Below are 17,544 nucleotides of genomic sequence, written 5' to 3' on the forward strand. Positions count from 1 at the left end.
CAGGCGGTCGATCTTGGTGCCGTCATAGACAAGGTTCTCGTCGATTGGGAAAGGCAGCGGCAGGTTGCGGTGCGCGATCTCCCCGGCAGGCAGGCGCAGCGTGGCGACCGCCTTGCCGGTGATCTACAAGGACAACTGCCGCATGCTGTACGGCAGCGCACAGGAGGCGATCGGGGAGGTCATCACCCACGTGAAGGCACTGGAAGTCTGAACAAGGGGGCAAATCGAGGGGATTCGATGTACTGCCGGGGGCATCGCCTTGGTGGTCCTGGCACTCTGCACGGCCGGCCGGCGGTGACGGTGTAAGCGCTGCGGAGTAGCATCGATCCTGCTCGCCACCCCTTCCGCCGTTGTCGGGTGTAGCCCTCGATACCCTCTGCGGATGCCTACTCGCGAAGGGGGACTCTCGCATCCGTGGAGACCGCATCATGACCACCTTGCTACGTGCCATCCAGGCTGACATCACCACTCTCGCGGTCGATGCCATCGTCAATGCTGCGAACGCCACCCTGCTCGGCGGCGGCGGTGTCGATGGGGCGATCCACCGCGCCGCGGGGTCGGAACTGCTTGCCGCCTGCCGTCTCCTGGGCGGCTGTCCGACCGGGGAGGCGCGCCTGACGCCGGGCTTTCGCCTGCCGGCGCGCTTCGTGATCCACACCGTCGGCCCGGTATGGCACGGTGGCGGTGCCGGTGAGGCTGCGCTGCTCGCTTCCTGCTATCGGCATGCGGTCGAGCTCGCGGTCGCCGCCGGGGTGCGCTCGCTCGCTTTTCCGGCGATCAGCACCGGCGTCTACGGCTACCCGGTGGAGGAGGCCGCGCGCATCGCGGTCGATACCGTGCGCGCGGCGACAGCGGCGCAGGATACGGTGCGGGAGGTCGTGTTCTGCTGCTTCTCGGCGGCCGACCTGCGGATCTACCAAGCTCTGCTCGGCGCCGCCGCGGCCTGAGTCGCGGCCGCGGTGAATCCCGCCCGCGCCACCGTCCCGAGCGCTCTAGGGCGCTGCCGGGGCGGCGTGCGGCTGCGTTGCGGCCCCGCTGTGCAGGCCGGGCGCGGGGCCGCTATTCGAACAGCGCGCCCACGCTCTGGCCGCTGTGGATGCGTTCGATCGCGGCGGCGAAGAGCGGCGCGACGTCGAGCACGGTGAGCTTGTCGAGGCGCTTTTCCGCCGGCAGGTGGACGGTGTTGGTGACAACGATGGAGTCGAGCGCCGCCTCACGCAGGCGTTCGATCGCCAGGCCGCACAGCACGCCGTGGGTGGCGGCGGCGTGGATGCTGCGCGCGCCGGCGGCGTGCAGGGTGGCGATCGAGGACAGCAGGGTGCCGCCGGTGGCGATCTCGTCCTCGAAGATCACCGCGTCGCGGCCGGCGACATCGCCCACCACGTGGCCCTGCTTCACCGCGGTGTCCGATACCCGGCGCTTGTCGATGATCGCCAGCGGAATACCGAGCGCCTCGGAGAAGCGCCCGGCGCGCTTGGCGCCGCCGGCGTCGGTGGCGACCGCGACCATCCGCGACAGGTCGTGGCGGTTGCGGAAATGCTCGGCGATGATCGACACCGCGGTCAGGTGGTCCACCGGCACGCTGAAGAAACCATGCACCTGGTCGGCGTGCAGATCCATGGTGAGCACGCGGTCGGCGCCGGCGGTGTGCAGCAGATCGGCGATCAGTCGCCCGGTGATGGAGATCCGCGGCGCGTCCTTCTTGTCCGAACGCGCGTAGGAGTAATAGGGAATCACCGCGGTGATGCGCTGCGCCGAAGCGCTGCGCAGCGCATCGAGCGTGATCAGCAGCTCCATGATGTGCTCGCTGACCGGCTCGGTGAACGACTGCACGACGAAGACGTCGCGTTCGCGCACGTTTTCCCGCACCTGGACGCGCAGGTTGTCGTTGGAAAAGCGCGAGATGTCGAGTGCGCCCGGGCGCAGGCCGAGGCGCTGGCTGATGTCGCCGGCGAGTTCGCGGCTGGCGTTGCAGGCGAAGATCTGGAGTCCGTGCTTGATCATCGGTCGAGGCCTCCTGTCGTGCCGGGGTGGCTGCGGGCGCTCAAGGATAGAGCAGGAAGGGGCGGCGCGTCTCGTCCCAGGCGGCTTCGTCGGCGCGGGCGGGCGCATCGAGATCGGCGGGGACGGCGGCGGTGTCGTCCACCCATTCGCGCAGCAGCGGGGAGCCGTTGATGAGGTCGATCGGGAGGCGGTCGAACTCGTACTCGTAGGCGAACTCGCGCCAGAGCGGGTAGCCGGGATGGACCGCGCGGATCGCCTTGAAGGCGAGTGCCTGCAGGCGCCAGGGGCGGAACGCGGCGTGGTCGTAGTGCGCCGGATCCTCGACGTGGAGCTGCACCCCGCGGCACAGGCGCCCGGCGTGCTTGTGGAAGGTGGGCTCGAACCAGCACTCGCGCAGCACGCAGCCCTGCAGCCAGTGCGGCGCCAGGCGGCGCATTTCGGCGATCAGGGCGCGCGCGTCGAGATCGGGGGCGCCGAACAGCTCGAGCGGGCGGGTGGTGCCGCGGCCTTCGGACAGGGTCGTGCCTTCGAGCATCACGGTGCCGGCATAGCAGCGCGCCATCGACAGGTTCGGTGCGTTCGGGCTGGGGTTGATCCAGCTCCGTGCGCCCAGCGGCCAGCCGTAGCCGGGGGCGGCGGCGGGCTGCCAGCCGTCCATCGGGATCACCGCGCAATCGACGTCGAGTCGCAGCGTGGCGACGAACCAGCGCGCGAGTTCCCCCATCGTCAGGCCGTGGCGCATCGGCAGCGCCCCGGCGCCGACGAAGCTTTCCCAGCCGGCGCGCAGCAGCGTGCCTTCCACCGGCCGGCCGGCCGGGTTGGGGCGGTCGAGCACCCAGACCGTCTTGCCGTGTTTCGCCGCTTCTTCGAGGACGTAGCGCAGCGTGGTGATGAAGGTGTAGATGCGGCAGCCGAGGTCCTGCAGGTCGACCAGCAGCACGTCGAACGTGTCCATCATCGCCGCGCTCGGGCGGCGCACTTCGCCGTACAGGCTGAACACCGGGATGCCGTGCGCCGGGTCGACGAAGTCGGGCGACTCGACCATGTTGTCCTGCTTGTCGCCGCGCAGGCCGTGCTGCGGGCCGAAGGCGGCGGTGAGGTGCAGGCCGGGCAGGGCGGCGAGGGCGTCGACGGCGTGGGTGAGGTCGCGCGTCACCGACGCGGGGTGGGCGAGCAGGGCGATGCGGCGACCGGCGAGCGGGCGGCGCAGCGCCGGGTCTGCGATCAGGCGCTCGAGGCCGAAGCGGATCGACGCGGGCATCGGCTCAGCCCGCATCCCGGTGCGCCGTGGTCAGGCGCAGGGCGAAGGTTTCGCGGGCGTGGAAATCGGGCTGGGCGGCGACGTGGCGCACCGCCCAGTATTCGTGCTGCCCGTCCGCACGCTCGATGACCGCGGCGAGGCCGACCGGCAGTTCGGTGCCGGCGGGCACCGCGGGCAGCAGCGCGGCGGGAACGTGCGCGGTCAGCGCGAGGCCGTCGCCGTGGCGCGCGCAGCGAAGCTGCGGTTCGGCGCCGGGGCGGAAATCGGCGATGCGCTCGCGCCAGGCGCGGAAGGCGTAGGCCGCCCATTGTCCGGAGGGCGAGAAGTTGAACTCGCGGTAGCCGTCTTCGCCGGGGATGCCGAGGAAGGCCTCGAAGCAGGTGTGGCGCCACAGCCCGTCGGCGGGGCCGGGCGGCTGCGCGGCGGGGATCTTCAAGGCGTCGACGCGGCAGTCTTCGAGGCGGAACTCGAACACCGCGCCGCCTTCGGCCGGGGCATACATCGTCGCCAGCACGCGGCCGACCGGACCGCCGCCGGGTGCGGCCGCATCCGGGCTGAAAGGGTGGGGGCGCAGACCGACAGTGATGGTCGGAACGCGGGGAGGGGCGTGGTGGGGAAGGCTCACGGTGATCGGGATGGTAGCGGGGGCGGGAGGGGGCCGGCCGAAGGCCGTGCCAGGCGCAATGGTAGCCGGTTCGACGGTGCCGTGCGCACGTCGCGCCGGTCACGGCGGGCGTGGAGGGGCGCCGATCACGGCGCGGGGGGCGCGCCGGTCACGGCGCGGACAGGCCCAGCTCGCGCCGGCGCTCTTCCCATTGCGGCAGCCAGCCGGCCAGCGCCGTGAGCGGCATCGGGCGGGCGATGAAGTAGCCTTGCGCGGCATCGCAGCCGCTTTCGCGCAGGAAGTTCCAGTCGTCGCGGTCTTCGATGCCTTCGGCCACCGTGCGCATTCCCAGCCGCCGCGCCATGTCCAGGCTGGAGGCGAGGATCGCCGCCAGGTTGGGGTCGCGGCCGGCGCCGTGCACGAAGCCGCGGTCGAGCTTGAGCTCGTTGAACGGCAGGTCGCGCAGCTGGGCGAGCGAGGAGTGCCCGGTGCCGAAATCGTCGATCGACAGCTCGATGCGCTTGAGGCGCAGGCGGGCGAGGACGTCGAGTGCGGTGCGGGCGTCCTTCATCAGCCGGCTCTCGGTGACTTCGAGCACCAGACTGTCCGGGGGGACGCCGGCCTGCGCCAGCGCGTCGACGACGAAGTCGGCGAATTCCGGATAGCCGAGATTGTCCATCGACAGGTTGATCGCGACCGGGCAGTCGAGCCCGGCTTCGTGCCAGATGCGCGCCTGGCGCAGCGCGGCGAGGAGCACGGCGCGCGTCAGCGCGTCGATCAGGCCGTGCTCTTCGGCCACACCGATGAAGCGGTCGGGGAACACCAGCCCGTCTTCGGGGTGCTGCCAGCGCACCAGGATCTCCACTCCGGTGAGCGCGCCGGTGGCGAGGCTCACTTTGGGCTGGCAATGGCACAGCAACTCGCCGCCGGCGATCGCCCGCTGCAGTTCCTCCGGGGCGTAGATCTTGCGTTCGCTGCGCGGCTGCGGCGCCGACGCCTCGGTGTGCCGCGCCAGCAGCCTGCGCAGGCGCTCCGGGGCGACGGGCTTGCTCAGGCTGCCGAGGACGCGCAAACCGTGGGCCCGGGCGAGCTGGTTCGCGGTTTGCAGGATGCGCTCGTTCTCGCCGCTGACCAGCACCAACTCTCCGGTAAAGCCGGCCTGGGCCAGGGCGCGCACGAATTCGACGCCGTCCATGCCCGGCATCTGCAGGTCGCTGAAGACGATGTCGAAATGGACGCTGCGGTCGGCCAGTCGCGCCAGGGCCTGGGCTGCGCCCCCGGTGGCGGTGACCCGGTTGAAGCCGAGCGTGGCGAGCTGGCGGGTGAGCAGTTCCAGGGCGAACGCTTCGTCATCGACGAGGAGGATCTGCAGGGCGTGCTCCGGATCTTCGGCGGCGGGGGCGTCGGCCGCCCTCAGCATTGCGGCCAGTTCGGCGTCGACCCGCTCGAACAGGATCCTGAACTGCGCCAGGTGGCGTTCGACCGCCTGCGCGTCGGCGGCTTTGCCGGCGAGCTCCAGTTCGGCGCAGCGGTCGCCGAGCGCCAGCGCACCGACCGAGCGTGACGACGACTTGAGCCGGTGGGCAGTCGCGGCGAGGCGGGCGAAATCCCCCGCCCCGGCGGCCTCGTCCAGTTCGGCGGCGATCGCGCTGGCAGTGCCGGCGTATTTCGCGAGCAGGGCGCGCACGGCGCCCATGTCTTCGCCGACCAGGCGCTCGAGCACCGCGACGTCCAACACCGGCTGCGCTATTTCGGGCGCCGGCTGGGCCACGGGTAGCGCACCGCCTTGCCTGGGCGGCGCCACTTCGGGCCTGGTGCTCCCGCCGTCGCGCTGCGGGAGCCAGTGCTCGAGCGCCGCGCGCAGCTTGGCCAGCGCCACCGGCTTGGTCAGGTAGTCGTCCATGCCCGCGGCGCGGGCGCGGCTGGCTTCGTCGCGCAGGGCGTTGGCGGTGAGGGCGATGATGGGCAGGTGCTGCCCGCTGTGCTCCTGGCGGCGGATCTCCTCGGTCAGCCGGTAGCCGTCCATGTTCGGCATGTGCAGATCGGTGAGCAACAGCGCGAACCCGCCCGAATGCCAGTGGGCCAGGGCCTCGGCGCCGTCGTTGGCGACTTCGGCGGCATAGCCGAGGAGGGCGAGCTGCTGCAGGATGACCATCTGGTTCACGCTGTCGTCCTCGGCGACGAGGATCAGGCGCCGGTCGGTGCGGGCCTGGGCGACGGTGGGTGGTGGCAGGGCCGTGGCGGGCCCCAGGTCGGTCGCGCGGGCGCCGGGGCGTTCCGGCGAAGCGCGTCCGGAGGCGACGGCGACGGCGTTGAGGAAGGCCTCCCGGCGCAGCGCGTCGCCGTCGATGACGACGCCGTCGGCGGTGTCCTGCCGCGCTTGGCGGCGGCGGCCGTGGCCGATCTGCACGCGGCGCAACCTGCCGGGTGCCGTCCCGTCGTGCAGGAGGCCGTGCTGCGCTTCGGTGTGAACGAGCACGATCGGCGCGGCGGCGGCGAAGGCGAAGCGCAGCACCTCGGTCGGATCGGCGGTGCGATGTACGGTGGCGCCGGCGTGCGCGAGGTAGCGGGCGAAGGCTTCGGCATCGAGCTCCGGGTGCTCGAGCAGGAAGCAGTTCAGTCCGGCCAGATCGGGTTGCGCCCGGGCCGGCTGTTCGGCGGCCGCTTCGAACGGGAGGCTTACGGTAAAGATACTGCCGAGGCCGGGGCGGCTTTCCACGGTGATGCCGCCGCCCATCAGGCCCACCAGCCGCTTGCAGATCACCAGGCCGAGGCCGGTGCCGCCGAAACGGCGGGTGGTGGTGGTGTCGGCCTGGGTGAAGGGGGTAAACAGGCGGGCCTGCGTCGCCTCGCCCATCCCGATGCCGTTGTCTTCGACCCGGAAGGCGAGGCGCAGCGGCTGCGACTCCTCGATGGTGACCCGCAGCGATACCCGTCCCGGCTGGTCGGGGTTGCCGGAAGAAAACTTGATCGCGTTGCCGAGCAGGTTGTAGAGCACCTGGCGCAGGCGGGTGTCGTCGGCGAGCACGCGCTCGGGGACCTCGGGGGCGACGAACACCCGCAGCGCGCAGCCGCGCCGCCGGGCCACCGGCAGCAGCGAGCCGCACAGGCCTTCGGCCAGTTCGGCGATGCAGACGGAGGCGTGCTCGAGTTCGACCCGGCCGGCCTCGATCTTGGAAAAGTCGAGAATGTCGTCGATCAGGGCGAGCAGGGTGGTGCCGGAGTCGCGCATGATCTGCACCTGCTCGCGCTGGTGCTCGTTCAGCTCGCTGTGTTCGAGGATTTCCAGCATCCCGAGCACGCCGTTCATCGGCGTGCGGATCTCGTGGCTCATGGTGGCGAGGAAGGCCGACTTGGCCTGGTTCGCCTGTTCGGCTTCGCGGCGTGCCTGGACCGCTTCCGCGGTGCCGGCAGCGACGCGCCGCTCGAGGTCCCGGTTGGTTTCCTCCAGCGCCTGCTCGGCGGCCTTGCGCGCGCTGATGTCGGTGATGAACCCGTCCAGGTACTGCAGCCGGCCGTGCTCGTCCCATGAGCCATGGCCTTTTTCCATCACCCAGCGCCAGCCGCCGTCGGCATGGCGCAGGCGGTATTCGAGCTGGTACGGGGTGCGCGCCTCGACCCCCTGCTGCGTTTCCCGCCAGACTCGCCCGGCATCCTCGGGGTGGATCAGGGTGGCGATGGAGGGGTGCCCGGCGAGCAGTTCCGCCGGATCCCGGCCGAGCAGCTCGCGGGCGCCGTTGCTGATGAACTCCATCGGCCAGTCGGGGGTGTTGCGGCAGCGGTAGACCATGCCGTTGAGGTTCTGCAGGACCGTGCGCAGGTGCCCTTCGCTGGCGGCGAGGGCGGCGCTGCGTGCCTGCACCTGGGCTTCGAGGTTCTGGTTCAGTGACTGCAGCGCCTTCTCCGCCGCCTTGCGTTCGCGGATGTCGACGCCGGACGGAATGAGCTTGGCGACCCGCCCGTCGGCATCGAGCACCGGCGTCAGCATGAAGTCGATCGGAATGATCGTGCCGTCGGCGGCACACAGGTCGGCGTCGTGGTGGACGGCCTCGCCGCGCGCCGCGCGCTCGATGTCGGCGCGGATCCGGGCCTGGGCTTCGGGGGAGTGAGCGAAGCAAAAGAGGGTGTCGAGGCGCTGGCCGATCACGGCCTCACGCTGCAATCCGCCGGCGGCGAGGACGGCGCGGTTGACTTCGGTGATGGTGCCGTCCGGCGTCGTTTCCCCGACGAAGGCGGCCATGTTGTCCACCAGGCTGCGCAGGCGCGATTCGCTGTCGCCGAGCGCCCGGGTGCGTGCCGCGACCTCGACTTCGGTGAGCGCCTGGCGTCCGGCGGTGATCAGGCTGAAGGCGACGACGTACAGCCCGAGGAGCAGGGCGGCGACGGGAAGGAGTGGATAAGGGATGCCCTGGGCATGGAGTGCGGCAAGCTCGATGCGCAGCGTGAATTGCGCGCTGTCGATGTCCGTGCTCCACTCCGGGGCATGGCCGGGGGGAAAGCTGTCGACCAGCCGCAGCGCTTTTTCTCCCGCCGTGCGCACCAGCGCGGCGCGCAGCGCCAGGCCGCTCTTGCGCACGGCGTCGAGCTGGGTGGTGAACAGGGCGCCGGTGTCGACGATGCCGACGACGTAGCCGGTGAGGGCGGCGCGGCGCGCTTCGGGGGTGGCGTTGCGCGGATCGAAGCCGGCGGCGAAGTGGGGCACGTCGATCAGCAGTTCGACATCCCCGGTGAGGCAGGTCATCGCCACCGCGACGCCGAAGCCGCGCTCGCTGTCGAGTGCTTCGGCCATCGCCCCGCGCCGTGCCGGCTCGAAACCGTGGTCGAGTCCGGCGAACTTGCGGAAGCGGATATCGGGCTGGATATAGATCAGGGGGAAGTGCTCGGCGCGGGGGGCGACCGGCGCCGGGCGGCATTCGTAGTCGGGCTCGAACACCCGGTAGCCGGGCAGGCCCAGCTGCTGGCGGGCTGCGGCCTCGAAGGCGGCGAGCTGCTGCGGGGCCACGCGCGGCGCCCAGGCGATGCCCTTGAGGTCGATGGCGTTGCCGCGCGGGGCGGTGAATGCGGCGAAATCGGCCGCGTCCACGTCCGGGCTGGCGGCGAGGAAGCGTTCCACCCCGCGCACCCGCTCGTGGGCGGCGTTGAGGGCGTACTGGGCGTCGCGGGAAACGTACTCGGCAACGTCGGCGAGGTAGGCCTGGCGCTGGGCGTCGGCCATCTGCTGAACGACGGCGGCGGCGGTGGCCAGGACCGCGGCGGTGGCCAGCAGCGGCAACGCGACGTGGGCGCGCACGCCGTGCCAGACCGCGCTCATGCGGGGCCAGGCGAGCAGCAGCAAGGGGGTAAACAGCATGACGCCCAGGGCCTCGCCGGACCACAGCAGCAGCCACAGGTCGAACGCGGGCAGCGGGCCGGGCGAGACCCCGAATCCGGCCCTGGCGAGGGTGAGCAGGCCGGCCGAGAACAGGCAGCTCAGCGGTCCGGCCAGCAGCAGGAAGCGCAGCGCCGCGGAGGGCCGGGCCAACGGCAGGCCGGGGAGGAAGAGCGTTCGCGTCAGCGTGGCGCCGAGCACGGCCTGCAGCGTGGCCGCGGTGGCGGTGAGCGCGGCGGCGGATGTCTGTTCGACCGGCCCCGCACCGAACCCCGCGGCCGCCGCCATCGCCCCCAGCCACACGCCCGGCCAGCAGCGCAGACCGAAGACGAGCAGGCCCGCCAGCGCCACCCCGGCGGCCGGCGCCAGCGGTGGTGGAAAGGCGGACGACGTTGCGATCAGCCGCCCGCCATGGGCGGCGAGCGCGTAGGCGACGGACAGGGCCAGGATGAGGAGGACGGTGCGTCCATGGCCGGAGCCGCCGGGCGCGGCGTCGATGTGTCCGGCGCGCTCACCGGGGTGCTGGTTCATGGGTTCTTCCCTGTTCGTTTCCCTGGGCCGTGCCGGTATCGTTGCTGTCGCCGGATGGATGCACAAAGTTGTAACAACAGGACGCGATGATAGAGAGTTCGGCGGGGCGGCGCACGCATTGCGCGTATTCCGGTCGGCGGCGGCCATGTCACTGTGGACTGGCCGCAACGGCTCCGCCGCTGCGCGATCATCAAAAGGTGACATACAATCGGCAACCGCCCTCCTCGAAACCGGATTGCCGTTCTCCATGGTCGATGAACCGTATGAATCGGACGGCGCGCGTCTGCGGCGCCTGCTGAGCGCAAGTCCGACGATCCTGTACAGCCTTCGCGAACGCGACGGGCGCCTGTCCGCTACCTGGGTCAGCGACAACGTCGCCCGTCTCACCGGCTACAGCAGTGCTCAGGCGCTGGCGCCAGGGTGGTGGTGGGACAACGTCGATCCGGACATGAAGGACGAGATCGGGGCGCGCCAGGCCGAGCTGTTCGCGGCCGGACGGCTGGTCCACGAGTACCGCTTCCGCTGCCGCGACGGGCGCATGATCTGGATTCACGACGAACTCAACCTGGTGCGCGACGAGCGCACCGGGGCGCTCGAGGCGCTCGGCTCGTGGACCGACGTCACCGTCCGCAGGCAGGCGGAAATGCTGCAGCGCGCCCGCACCGACGTCCTCAACTGCGTGCTTGCCGGAAATGCGCTGGGCGACGTCCTCGGGCTGGCGGCGCGGCATGTCGAAGCGCTGCTGCCGGAGGTCAGGGTGGCGGTGCTGCTGGTCGATCCCGCGTCGCGGCGTTTTTCGGTGGCGGCGGCGCCGAGCCTGCCCGGCGAGTATCGTGCGCTTATCGAGAGCGTCGAGGTCGGCGAAGGCGGCGGGTGCTCGGGGGCGGCGGCCGCGCGGGGCGAGATGGTGATCGCCGAGGATGCGCTGGCGCAGCCCGAATGGAGCGCAGCGCTGCGCGAATATGCCGGCCGGGCCGGCATCCGCAGCTGCTGCTCGATTCCGTTCGCCGATGCCGGCGGGCAGGTCCTCGGCACCTTCACGCTGTACTACGGCGTGCAGCGCGCGCTGGGGCGCAGCGAGTTCGAGTTCATGGAGGTGTTCACCCGCCTGTCGGCGCTGGCGGTGCAGAAGCTGCGTGCGGAAAGGCAGCTCGAGCGCCTTGCCCACTACGATCCGCTGACCGCCCTGCCCAATCGCCTGCTCGCCCATGCCCGCCTGAGCCACGTCCTGGAGCGGGCAGGGGGCGGCCATTCCGGGATGGTCGCGGTGCTGCTGCTCGATCTCGACCGCTTCAAGAACGTCAATGAATCCCTCGGTCATCCGGCCGGCGACGAACTGCTGTGCGCGATCGCCCGTCGTTTCGAGCAGGGGCTGGGAGGCAGCGACCGCGTCGCACGCCTCGGCGGCGACGAGTTCCTGGTGCTGGCCGAGAACCTCCAGACCCCCGATGATGCCGTCGGCGTGGCGCAGAAGATCCGTGCCCTGGTCCAGCAGCCGTTCGCTCTGCCTGGCGGGCAGGAGCTGATGGTGAGCGCGAGCATCGGCATCAGCCTGTTTCCCCGCGACGGGGACAACGGCACGCTGCTCATCCAGCGTGCCGATGCCGCGCTCAACCAGGCCAAGAAGCAGGGGCGGAACGCGTATTGCTTCTATGCCGCCGAGTGGGGGGCTTCCGCCAGCGCGCGCCTGCAGCTCGAAATGCGTCTGCGCCGCGCCCTCGAGCGCGCCGAGCTGCGCCTGTTCTACCAGCCGCAGATGATCCTGGGCGACGGCGGTTTCGTCGGCGCCGAGGCCTTGTTGCGCTGGCAGCCTGAAGGCCAGGCGATGATCCCGCCGGCCGATTTCATCCCGTTGGCGGAGGAGACCGGCCTGATCGTGCCGATCGGGGCCTGGGTGCTGCGCGAAGCCTGCCGCCAGACCCGCGCCTGGCTCGATGCCGGCCTGCCCTTCGGGCGGATCGCGGTGAATCTGTCGGTGCGCCAGTTCCAGCACCAGGACCTCGTCGCCCTGGTGGAAACGGTGCTATGCGAAACCGGCCTGCCCGCCGCTTGCCTGGAACTGGAAATCACCGAATCGGCGCTGATCGGCGAAGTCGAACTGGCGGTGGCCAAGCTGGCGGCGCTGCGTGCGCTCGGCGTCAGCCTCGCGCTCGACGATTTCGGTACCGGCTATTCCTCGCTCGCCTACCTGAAGCGCCTGCCGCTGGACAAGCTGAAGGTGGACCAGAGCTTCGTGCGCGGGCTCGGTGCCCGCGACGATGACCGGGCGATCGTGTCCGCCACCATCGCCATGGCGCGCAGCCTGGGTTTCACCACCCTGGCCGAGGGGGTGGAAACCGAAGAACAGCTGGCGATCCTGCGCGCGCTCGGCTGCCATGCCGGCCAGGGTTACCTGTTCAGCCGGCCGCTGCCGGCCGAGGCCTTCGCGCGCCTGCCCTGGTTCACGGCATAGGCTTGGCGCTGCCGCCCGCGTTCAGCGCGGGGCCGGGATCATGCGCTGGTGCATGTCCACCTGCGGGTAGGGGATGGTGATGCCGTTCTCGTCGAAGGCGATCTTCACCTTTTCCTTCAGGTCGCACATCGTCGCGAAGTAGTCGTCCGTGGCCACCCAGGGGCGGACGTGGAGGTTGACGCTGCTGTCGGCGAGATCGGCGACGCCGATGAAGGGGGGCGGATCGGCGAGCAGGCGGGGTTCGTCCCGCAGCACCTGTTCGATGATCGCCTTCACCTTGCGGATGTCGTCGTCGTAGCTGATGCCGAAGGTCAGATCGATGCGGCGGGTGGCGCGGGCGGAAAAATTGGTGATCACGCCGGAGTAGATCGCACCGTTGGGAACGATGATTTCGCGGTTGTCCACGGTGCGGAAGGTGGAGCTGAAGATGTTGATCTTTTCGACCACCCCCGCGGTGCCGGCGGCCTCGACGAAGTCGCCGGCCTTGAACGGGCGGAACACGATCAGCATCACTCCGGCGGCGAAGTTCTTCAGCGAATCCTGCAAGGCGAGGCCGATCGCGAGGCCGGCGGCACCGATCAGCGCCACCAGCGAGGTGGTGTCTACGCCGAGGCGGTCGAGTGCGGCGATGATCACCACCAGGAGCAGCACCCCTTGCAGGATCGAGACGATGAAATTCACCAGGATGTCGTCGAGCCGGGCGCGGACGAGCAGCTTGCGCACGAGGGCGACGATGCCGCGCGACACCCAGCGCCCGAGCACGAAGATGCCGAGGGCGAACAGCAGGTTGATGCCCCAGGGCAGGGCGTAGGCGTCGATCCAGTCGAGTTTGGTGAGGGTGTCGAGCATGGGCTTTCCTTGCGGTCGATGATCGGTCGGCTGGCCGGATCGCTCAGGCGGCGAGCACTTCGTCCGGGGCGGGCTGCGGCGGCACGGAGGCGGCCGTCGATGCCGGCGGTGCCGGTTGCGCATTCACCGCGTCGAGGAAGTCCTGTCCCCAGCGCTGGATGTCATTGTGGCAGACGATCTCGAACAACTCGCGCAGGCGCGCTTCGGCTTCGGCACGGTTCATCGCGATCGCGAAGTAGAGCTTGGCGGTGAGGTCGTGGAGATCGTGCGGGTTGGTCAGCACCGCGCCGTGCAGTTCCGCCGCCGCACCGGCGAATTCGGACAGCACGAGCACGCCCTGGCCGCCGATCAGGCCCTGGGTGGCGGCGTATTCCTTGGCGACGAGATTGAGGCCGTCGCGCAGCGGGGTGATCCACATCACGTCGGCCATCGCATACCAGGCCACGACCTCTTCGAACGGCAGTGCGCGGAAGAAGAACTGCACCGGCGTCCAGCCGACGCGGGCGAAGCGGCCATTGACCTTGCCCACGGCCTGCTCGATGCGGGTCTGGAGCTCGTCGTAGACGGTCATCTCCTTCGCTGCCGGCACGCAGACCGCGAGCAGCGACACCTTGCCGCACAGCTCGGGGTGGGCTTCGAGCAGGCGCTCGAAGGCGACGAGCTTTTCCAGCGTGCCCTTGGTGTAGTCCAGGCGCTCGACCGACAGGATCACGCGGGTGCCGGCGAGCTCGCGGCGCAGCGTGGCCAGCCGCGCGGTGGTCTGCGGTGCTGCCAGCACCGCGCGCACGCGCTCGACGTCGAGCCCCACCGGGTGGGCGCCGAGGCCGATGCGGCGACCGCCGGCTTCGATCACGGTGCTCACTTCATCGAGCCCGACGGCGCAGCCGTAGGTGAGGTAGCGCGGTGCGCAGGCCCGGGTCTCGAGCACTTTCAGCGGCCCTGTGCCGCGCGCGACATCGACGAAGTTCTCGGCCTGGCGCGGGATGTGAAAGCCGATGTAGTCGCACTGCAGCAGGCTGCCGACGATGTCGCGGCGCCAGGGCAGGACGTTGAACACATCGGCCGAAGGGAAGTAGGTATGGTGGAAGAAGGCAATCTTCAGGTCCGGGCGCAGCTCGCGCAGGGTCGCCGGCACCATCCACAAGTTGTAATCGTGGATCCACACTACCGCGCCTTCGGCGGCTTCGGCTGCGGTGCGTTCGGCGAACAGGCGGTTGACCTTGAGGAATACCGTCCAGTCCTCCTCGCGGAATACCGCGCGTTCCCAGAACGTGTGCAGCGTCGGCCAGAAGGCTTCCTTGGAGAAGCGCTTGTAGAAGGTGTCGACGTCGTCCTGGCTCAGCGCAACGCGGGCGGCGACGAGCTCCGGGTAGCGTTCGCGATCGACTTCGGTGTGGGTCTCGAAAGGCAGCGCCTTCTTCGGGTCGTGGACCGCCCAGGCCACCCACGAACCCTTGCGGCTGTTGCCGAAAAAGGACAGCAGGGTGGGGATGATGCCGTTCGGCGAACTCGGGCGGCGGCGGGCGAGGCGCCCGTTGTCGAACACTTCCTCGTACGGCAGGCGGTGATAGACCATCACCAGCTCGGCCTTGCCGGGCGCGTCCATGGCCTGGACTTCGGCCTCGATGCCGCTGCCGCCGAGAAAACCGAAGTGGGCCATCGCCTCGAGAATCCCTCCGCAGCCGGTGTGGATCGCGTGCAGTACCCGTGTGCGGTCGCGGGTGGCCTCGAGCAGGGCGGGTTCGGACTCGCCGACGCAGACGCCGATGAAGCCCGCTTCGTACATCGACAGGTCGTTCAGAGTGTCGCCGGCGACCAGCACCGAGTCGTGCTCGAGACCGAGATGGCGGACCAGCGCGGACAGCGTGCTGCCCTTGTTCACGCCGCGCGGCAGGATGTCGAGATAGCGCTGCGCCGAATGGAGCACATCGCAGCCGAGTCCGGCGGCGACCTCCCCGATCCTGGCGTCGACCGCTTCGGCCGTGCAGAAGTAGGAGCAGCGCCGCTGCTGCGGGACTTCCTGGCGTTCGAGGGCGCCGAACGCGGCCATCGCCTGGGCGACCGTGTGTTCGCCCGGCCAGCGCGCATCGATGTCCGACTGCAGCGGCTGCACGGGCTGGCGGCTGCGGCCGTCGACGATGGTCGCGCCGACGTCGCAGATGATGTAATCGGGCACCGGGATGGTCGGGTCGGAGAGGATCGGCAGCACCACTTCCAGACCGCGGCCGGTGACGAAGGCGAGCTTGATTCCGGGGTGGGCGCCGATCAGCTGGTAGAGGCGCTGGCGGTTTTCCGGGTGGCCGGCGAGGAAGGTGCCGTCGAGATCGGTGGCGAGCAGCATGTGCGGTTCTCCTTGTGGGTGAACGCCGACATCGGTGCCGACTGGTTCGATTCGGAATGCCCGGCAAGGGGAGGGGGCGGCGGTGGGAGCGCTGGCGGCCGCGCCGGGAGGGCTTGCGTGCGGCGGTGCTTGGGGCCGGAGGGGCTGATGCTGCAGCTGTGGCCGCCGCGGTGCCGGACGGAACGTTTGGACAAATATTGTAAGCCGGTTTTGCTGCGATGCACAACCCGTAGTCGCAGGCGCGCTCGGGCAAGGGCGGCTTGTTGCCGGCAGCCGCTCCCGCGACAATCGGCCTTTTATCGACCTGCTACGGGAAGGATCGGCAATGATCAGGGTCGCAACAAGGATGGCGCTGTTTCTCGGGCTGGCCCTCGGCGGCCTGCCCGGGCTTGCCCAGCAGGGCGGCGAGGGCGGGGCCTTGCGCCTCGAATGCGGGGGGATCGGCCTCGAAGAGTCGCAGCGCATGCGCGCCGATGCGCCGATGCATGCGCTGACGCTGCTGTTTTCCACCGTCGACGGCGCCTATCTGGCCGATGTGGCGACGCGCATCGACGATCCGCTCGCCGGGCGCCGCGTCGAAGCCTTGTGCGGGCCGATCGGCCAGGTCGATGTCGCGGAGGCGGGGCGCTATCGGATCACCGCGCGTTTCGGCGGCGTCACCCAGGAACACTGGGTCGATCTGGTGCCGGGCGGCGGTGCGCGCCTGGCGCTGCGGTGGACGGAATAAGCGGCCCGGGGGCTCTGCTAAACTCGCGCCTTTGTCCGGCCGGAGCAATCCATGACTGTCCAGCGCGTTCTCACCGGGATCACCACCTCGGGCACGCCCCACCTCGGCAACTACGCCGGTGCGATCCGCCCGGCGGTCGCCGCCAGCCGCCACCCCGGGGTCGAGAGCTTCTACTTCCTCGCCGACTACCACGCGCTGATCAAGACCGCCGATCCGGCGCGGGTGCAGCGCTCGACGCTGGAAATCGCCGCCACCTGGCTCGCCGCCGGGCTCGACACCGGGCGGGTGTGGTTCTACCGCCAGTCCGACATCCCCGAGATTCCCGAGCTGACCTGGCTGCTCACCTGTGTCGCCGGCAAGGGCCTGCTCAACCGCGCCCACGCCTACAAGGCGGCGGTGGACAAGAACGCCGCCGACGGCCTCGACCCCGATGCCGGGGTCAGCATGGGGCTGTTCATGTATCCGGTGCTGATGGCCGCCGACATCCTGATGTTCAAGGCCAACTCGGTGCCGGTCGGGCGCGACCAGATCCAGCACCTCGAGATGGCGCGCGACATCGCCGGCAGCTTCAACCACCTCTATGGCGAGCACTTCGTCCTGCCGGAAGCGGCGATCGATGCCTCGGTGGCGACCCTGCCCGGGCTCGACGGGCGCAAGATGAGCAAGAGCTACGACAACACCATCCCGCTGTTCGCGCCGCCGGCTGAGCTGAAGAAGCTGATCTTCTCCATCGTCACCGACTCGAAGGCGCCGGGCGAGCCCAAGGACGCCGACGGTTCGGCGCTGTTCCAGCTCTACCAGGCCTTCTCCAGCGCCGAAGAAGCGCGCGCGATGCGCACCGCCTTCGACGACGGCATCGCCTGGGGCGAAGCCAAGCAGGCGCTGTTCGAGCGTATCGAGGGCGCGGTGGCGCCGATGCGCGACCAATACCAGGCGCTGATCGCCGAGCCGGCGCGGATCGAGCGCCAGCTGCGCGAAGGCGCGGAGAAGGCGCGCGTGCTCGCCGCCCCCTTCCTCGCCGAGCTGCGCCACGCCGTCGGCCTGCGCAGCCTCGCCACCGCGCCCGCCGCGGCGGGCGCGGCGAAGCCGAAACCCGCCGCGCTGCCGCAGTTCAAGCAGTACCGCGAAGCCGACGGCCGCTTCCATTTCAAGCTCGTCGATGGCGACGGCCGCCTGCTGCTGCAGGGCGCCGGCTTCGCCTCGCCGCGCGAGGCGGGCGCGGTGGTGGCGGCGCTCAAGCAGGGCGCCGCGTTCGCGGTCGAGGGCGCGGCCGTCGTGGTCGACGGGCAGAACGTGGCCGCACTGGCCGAGGACGTGAGCCCCGCCGAGCTCACCGAGGCCCTGGCGGCGTTCGCCGCCTGAGCCGGCGGCGCGGTCGGGCAAGCCGGTCGCGCACGCAGCGGGCGG

The 17,544-nt window shown here is 70.4% G+C and carries 10 protein-coding genes; 4 read left to right on the forward strand and 6 right to left on the reverse strand.

The window, feature by feature from the left end:
- The first annotated feature begins 428 nt into the window (after positions 1–428).
- A complete protein-coding gene (locus MXC99_RS08970; RefSeq protein ID WP_247725118.1) occupies positions 429–947 on the forward strand; it encodes an O-acetyl-ADP-ribose deacetylase in 519 nt (172 codons plus the stop codon).
- 112 nt (positions 948–1,059) lie between these two features.
- Here MXC99_RS08970 and MXC99_RS08975 read toward each other — a convergent pair whose 3' ends face one another.
- From MXC99_RS08975 to MXC99_RS08990, 4 genes are all read right to left on the reverse strand, one after another.
- Positions 1,060–2,004 (reverse strand): ribose-phosphate diphosphokinase, encoded by a 945-nt coding sequence (locus MXC99_RS08975; RefSeq protein ID WP_247725119.1) that lies wholly within the window; start codon positions 2,002–2,004, stop codon positions 1,060–1,062.
- 40 nt (positions 2,005–2,044) lie between these two features.
- Positions 2,045–3,265: an exo-beta-N-acetylmuramidase NamZ family protein gene (locus MXC99_RS08980; protein WP_247725120.1), complete on the reverse strand. Its 1,221-nt coding sequence runs from the start codon at positions 3,263–3,265 to the stop codon at positions 2,045–2,047.
- A gap of 4 nt (positions 3,266–3,269) precedes the next feature.
- Positions 3,270–3,890 carry a DOMON-like domain-containing protein gene (locus MXC99_RS08985; protein WP_107221968.1) on the reverse strand — a complete coding sequence of 207 codons (621 nt, stop codon included), beginning with the start codon at positions 3,888–3,890 and terminating at the stop codon, positions 3,270–3,272.
- Positions 3,891–4,038: 148 nt separating this feature from the next.
- The gene (locus MXC99_RS08990) at positions 4,039–9,768 is read right to left on the reverse strand and encodes an EAL domain-containing protein (protein ID WP_247725121.1); all 5,730 of its coding nucleotides are present in this window, start codon (positions 9,766–9,768) and stop codon (positions 4,039–4,041) included.
- Between the two features lie 247 nt (positions 9,769–10,015).
- Here MXC99_RS08990 and MXC99_RS08995 point away from each other — a divergent pair, with 247 nt between their 5' ends.
- On the forward strand, positions 10,016–12,220 hold the full coding sequence (locus MXC99_RS08995) for a putative bifunctional diguanylate cyclase/phosphodiesterase (protein ID WP_247725122.1): 2,205 nt from the start codon (positions 10,016–10,018) through the stop codon (positions 12,218–12,220).
- 21 nt (positions 12,221–12,241) lie between these two features.
- On the opposite strand, the gene MXC99_RS09000 is transcribed toward MXC99_RS08995, so the two are convergent.
- Complete coding sequence (locus tag MXC99_RS09000) at positions 12,242–13,069, reverse strand: mechanosensitive ion channel family protein (protein ID WP_247725123.1); 828 nt, start codon at positions 13,067–13,069, stop codon at positions 12,242–12,244.
- A gap of 43 nt (positions 13,070–13,112) precedes the next feature.
- A complete protein-coding gene (ggpS, locus tag MXC99_RS09005; protein WP_247725124.1) occupies positions 13,113–15,410 on the reverse strand; it encodes a glucosylglycerol-phosphate synthase in 2,298 nt (765 codons plus the stop codon).
- A gap of 325 nt (positions 15,411–15,735) precedes the next feature.
- On the opposite strand from ggpS, the gene MXC99_RS09010 reads away from it, so the two are divergent.
- Entirely contained in the window at positions 15,736–16,137 is a 402-nt protein-coding gene (locus MXC99_RS09010; protein ID WP_247725125.1) for a hypothetical protein, read from the forward strand.
- A gap of 51 nt (positions 16,138–16,188) precedes the next feature.
- Positions 16,189–17,499, forward strand: a complete 1,311-nt coding sequence (locus MXC99_RS09015) for a tryptophan--tRNA ligase (RefSeq protein ID WP_247725126.1) — start codon at positions 16,189–16,191, stop codon at positions 17,497–17,499.
- The last annotated feature ends 45 nt before the right edge of the window (positions 17,500–17,544 follow it).

Origin of the sequence: Thauera aromatica, from assembly GCF_023093595.1 — a bacterium.
GTDB classification, from domain to species: Bacteria; Pseudomonadota; Gammaproteobacteria; order Burkholderiales; family Rhodocyclaceae; genus Thauera; species Thauera aromatica_A.

Excerpts from the sequence above, each read along its gene's own strand:
- MXC99_RS08990 (WP_247725121.1), bottom strand. The coding sequence starts at position 9,768 with ATGAACCAGCACCCCGGTGAGCGCGCCGGACACATCGACGCCGCGCCC.
- MXC99_RS08970 (WP_247725118.1), top strand. The coding sequence starts at position 429 with ATGACCACCTTGCTACGTGCCATCCAGGCTGACATCACCACTCTCGCG.
- ggpS (WP_247725124.1), bottom strand. The coding sequence starts at position 15,410 with ATGCTGCTCGCCACCGATCTCGACGGCACCTTCCTCGCCGGCCACCCG.
- MXC99_RS09015 (WP_247725126.1), top strand. The coding sequence starts at position 16,189 with ATGACTGTCCAGCGCGTTCTCACCGGGATCACCACCTCGGGCACGCCC.
- MXC99_RS08975 (WP_247725119.1), bottom strand. The coding sequence starts at position 2,004 with ATGATCAAGCACGGACTCCAGATCTTCGCCTGCAACGCCAGCCGCGAA.
- MXC99_RS09000 (WP_247725123.1), bottom strand. The coding sequence starts at position 13,069 with ATGCTCGACACCCTCACCAAACTCGACTGGATCGACGCCTACGCCCTG.
- MXC99_RS08980 (WP_247725120.1), bottom strand. The coding sequence starts at position 3,265 with ATGCCCGCGTCGATCCGCTTCGGCCTCGAGCGCCTGATCGCAGACCCG.
- MXC99_RS08995 (WP_247725122.1), top strand. The coding sequence starts at position 10,016 with ATGGTCGATGAACCGTATGAATCGGACGGCGCGCGTCTGCGGCGCCTG.
- MXC99_RS09010 (WP_247725125.1), top strand. The coding sequence starts at position 15,736 with ATGATCAGGGTCGCAACAAGGATGGCGCTGTTTCTCGGGCTGGCCCTC.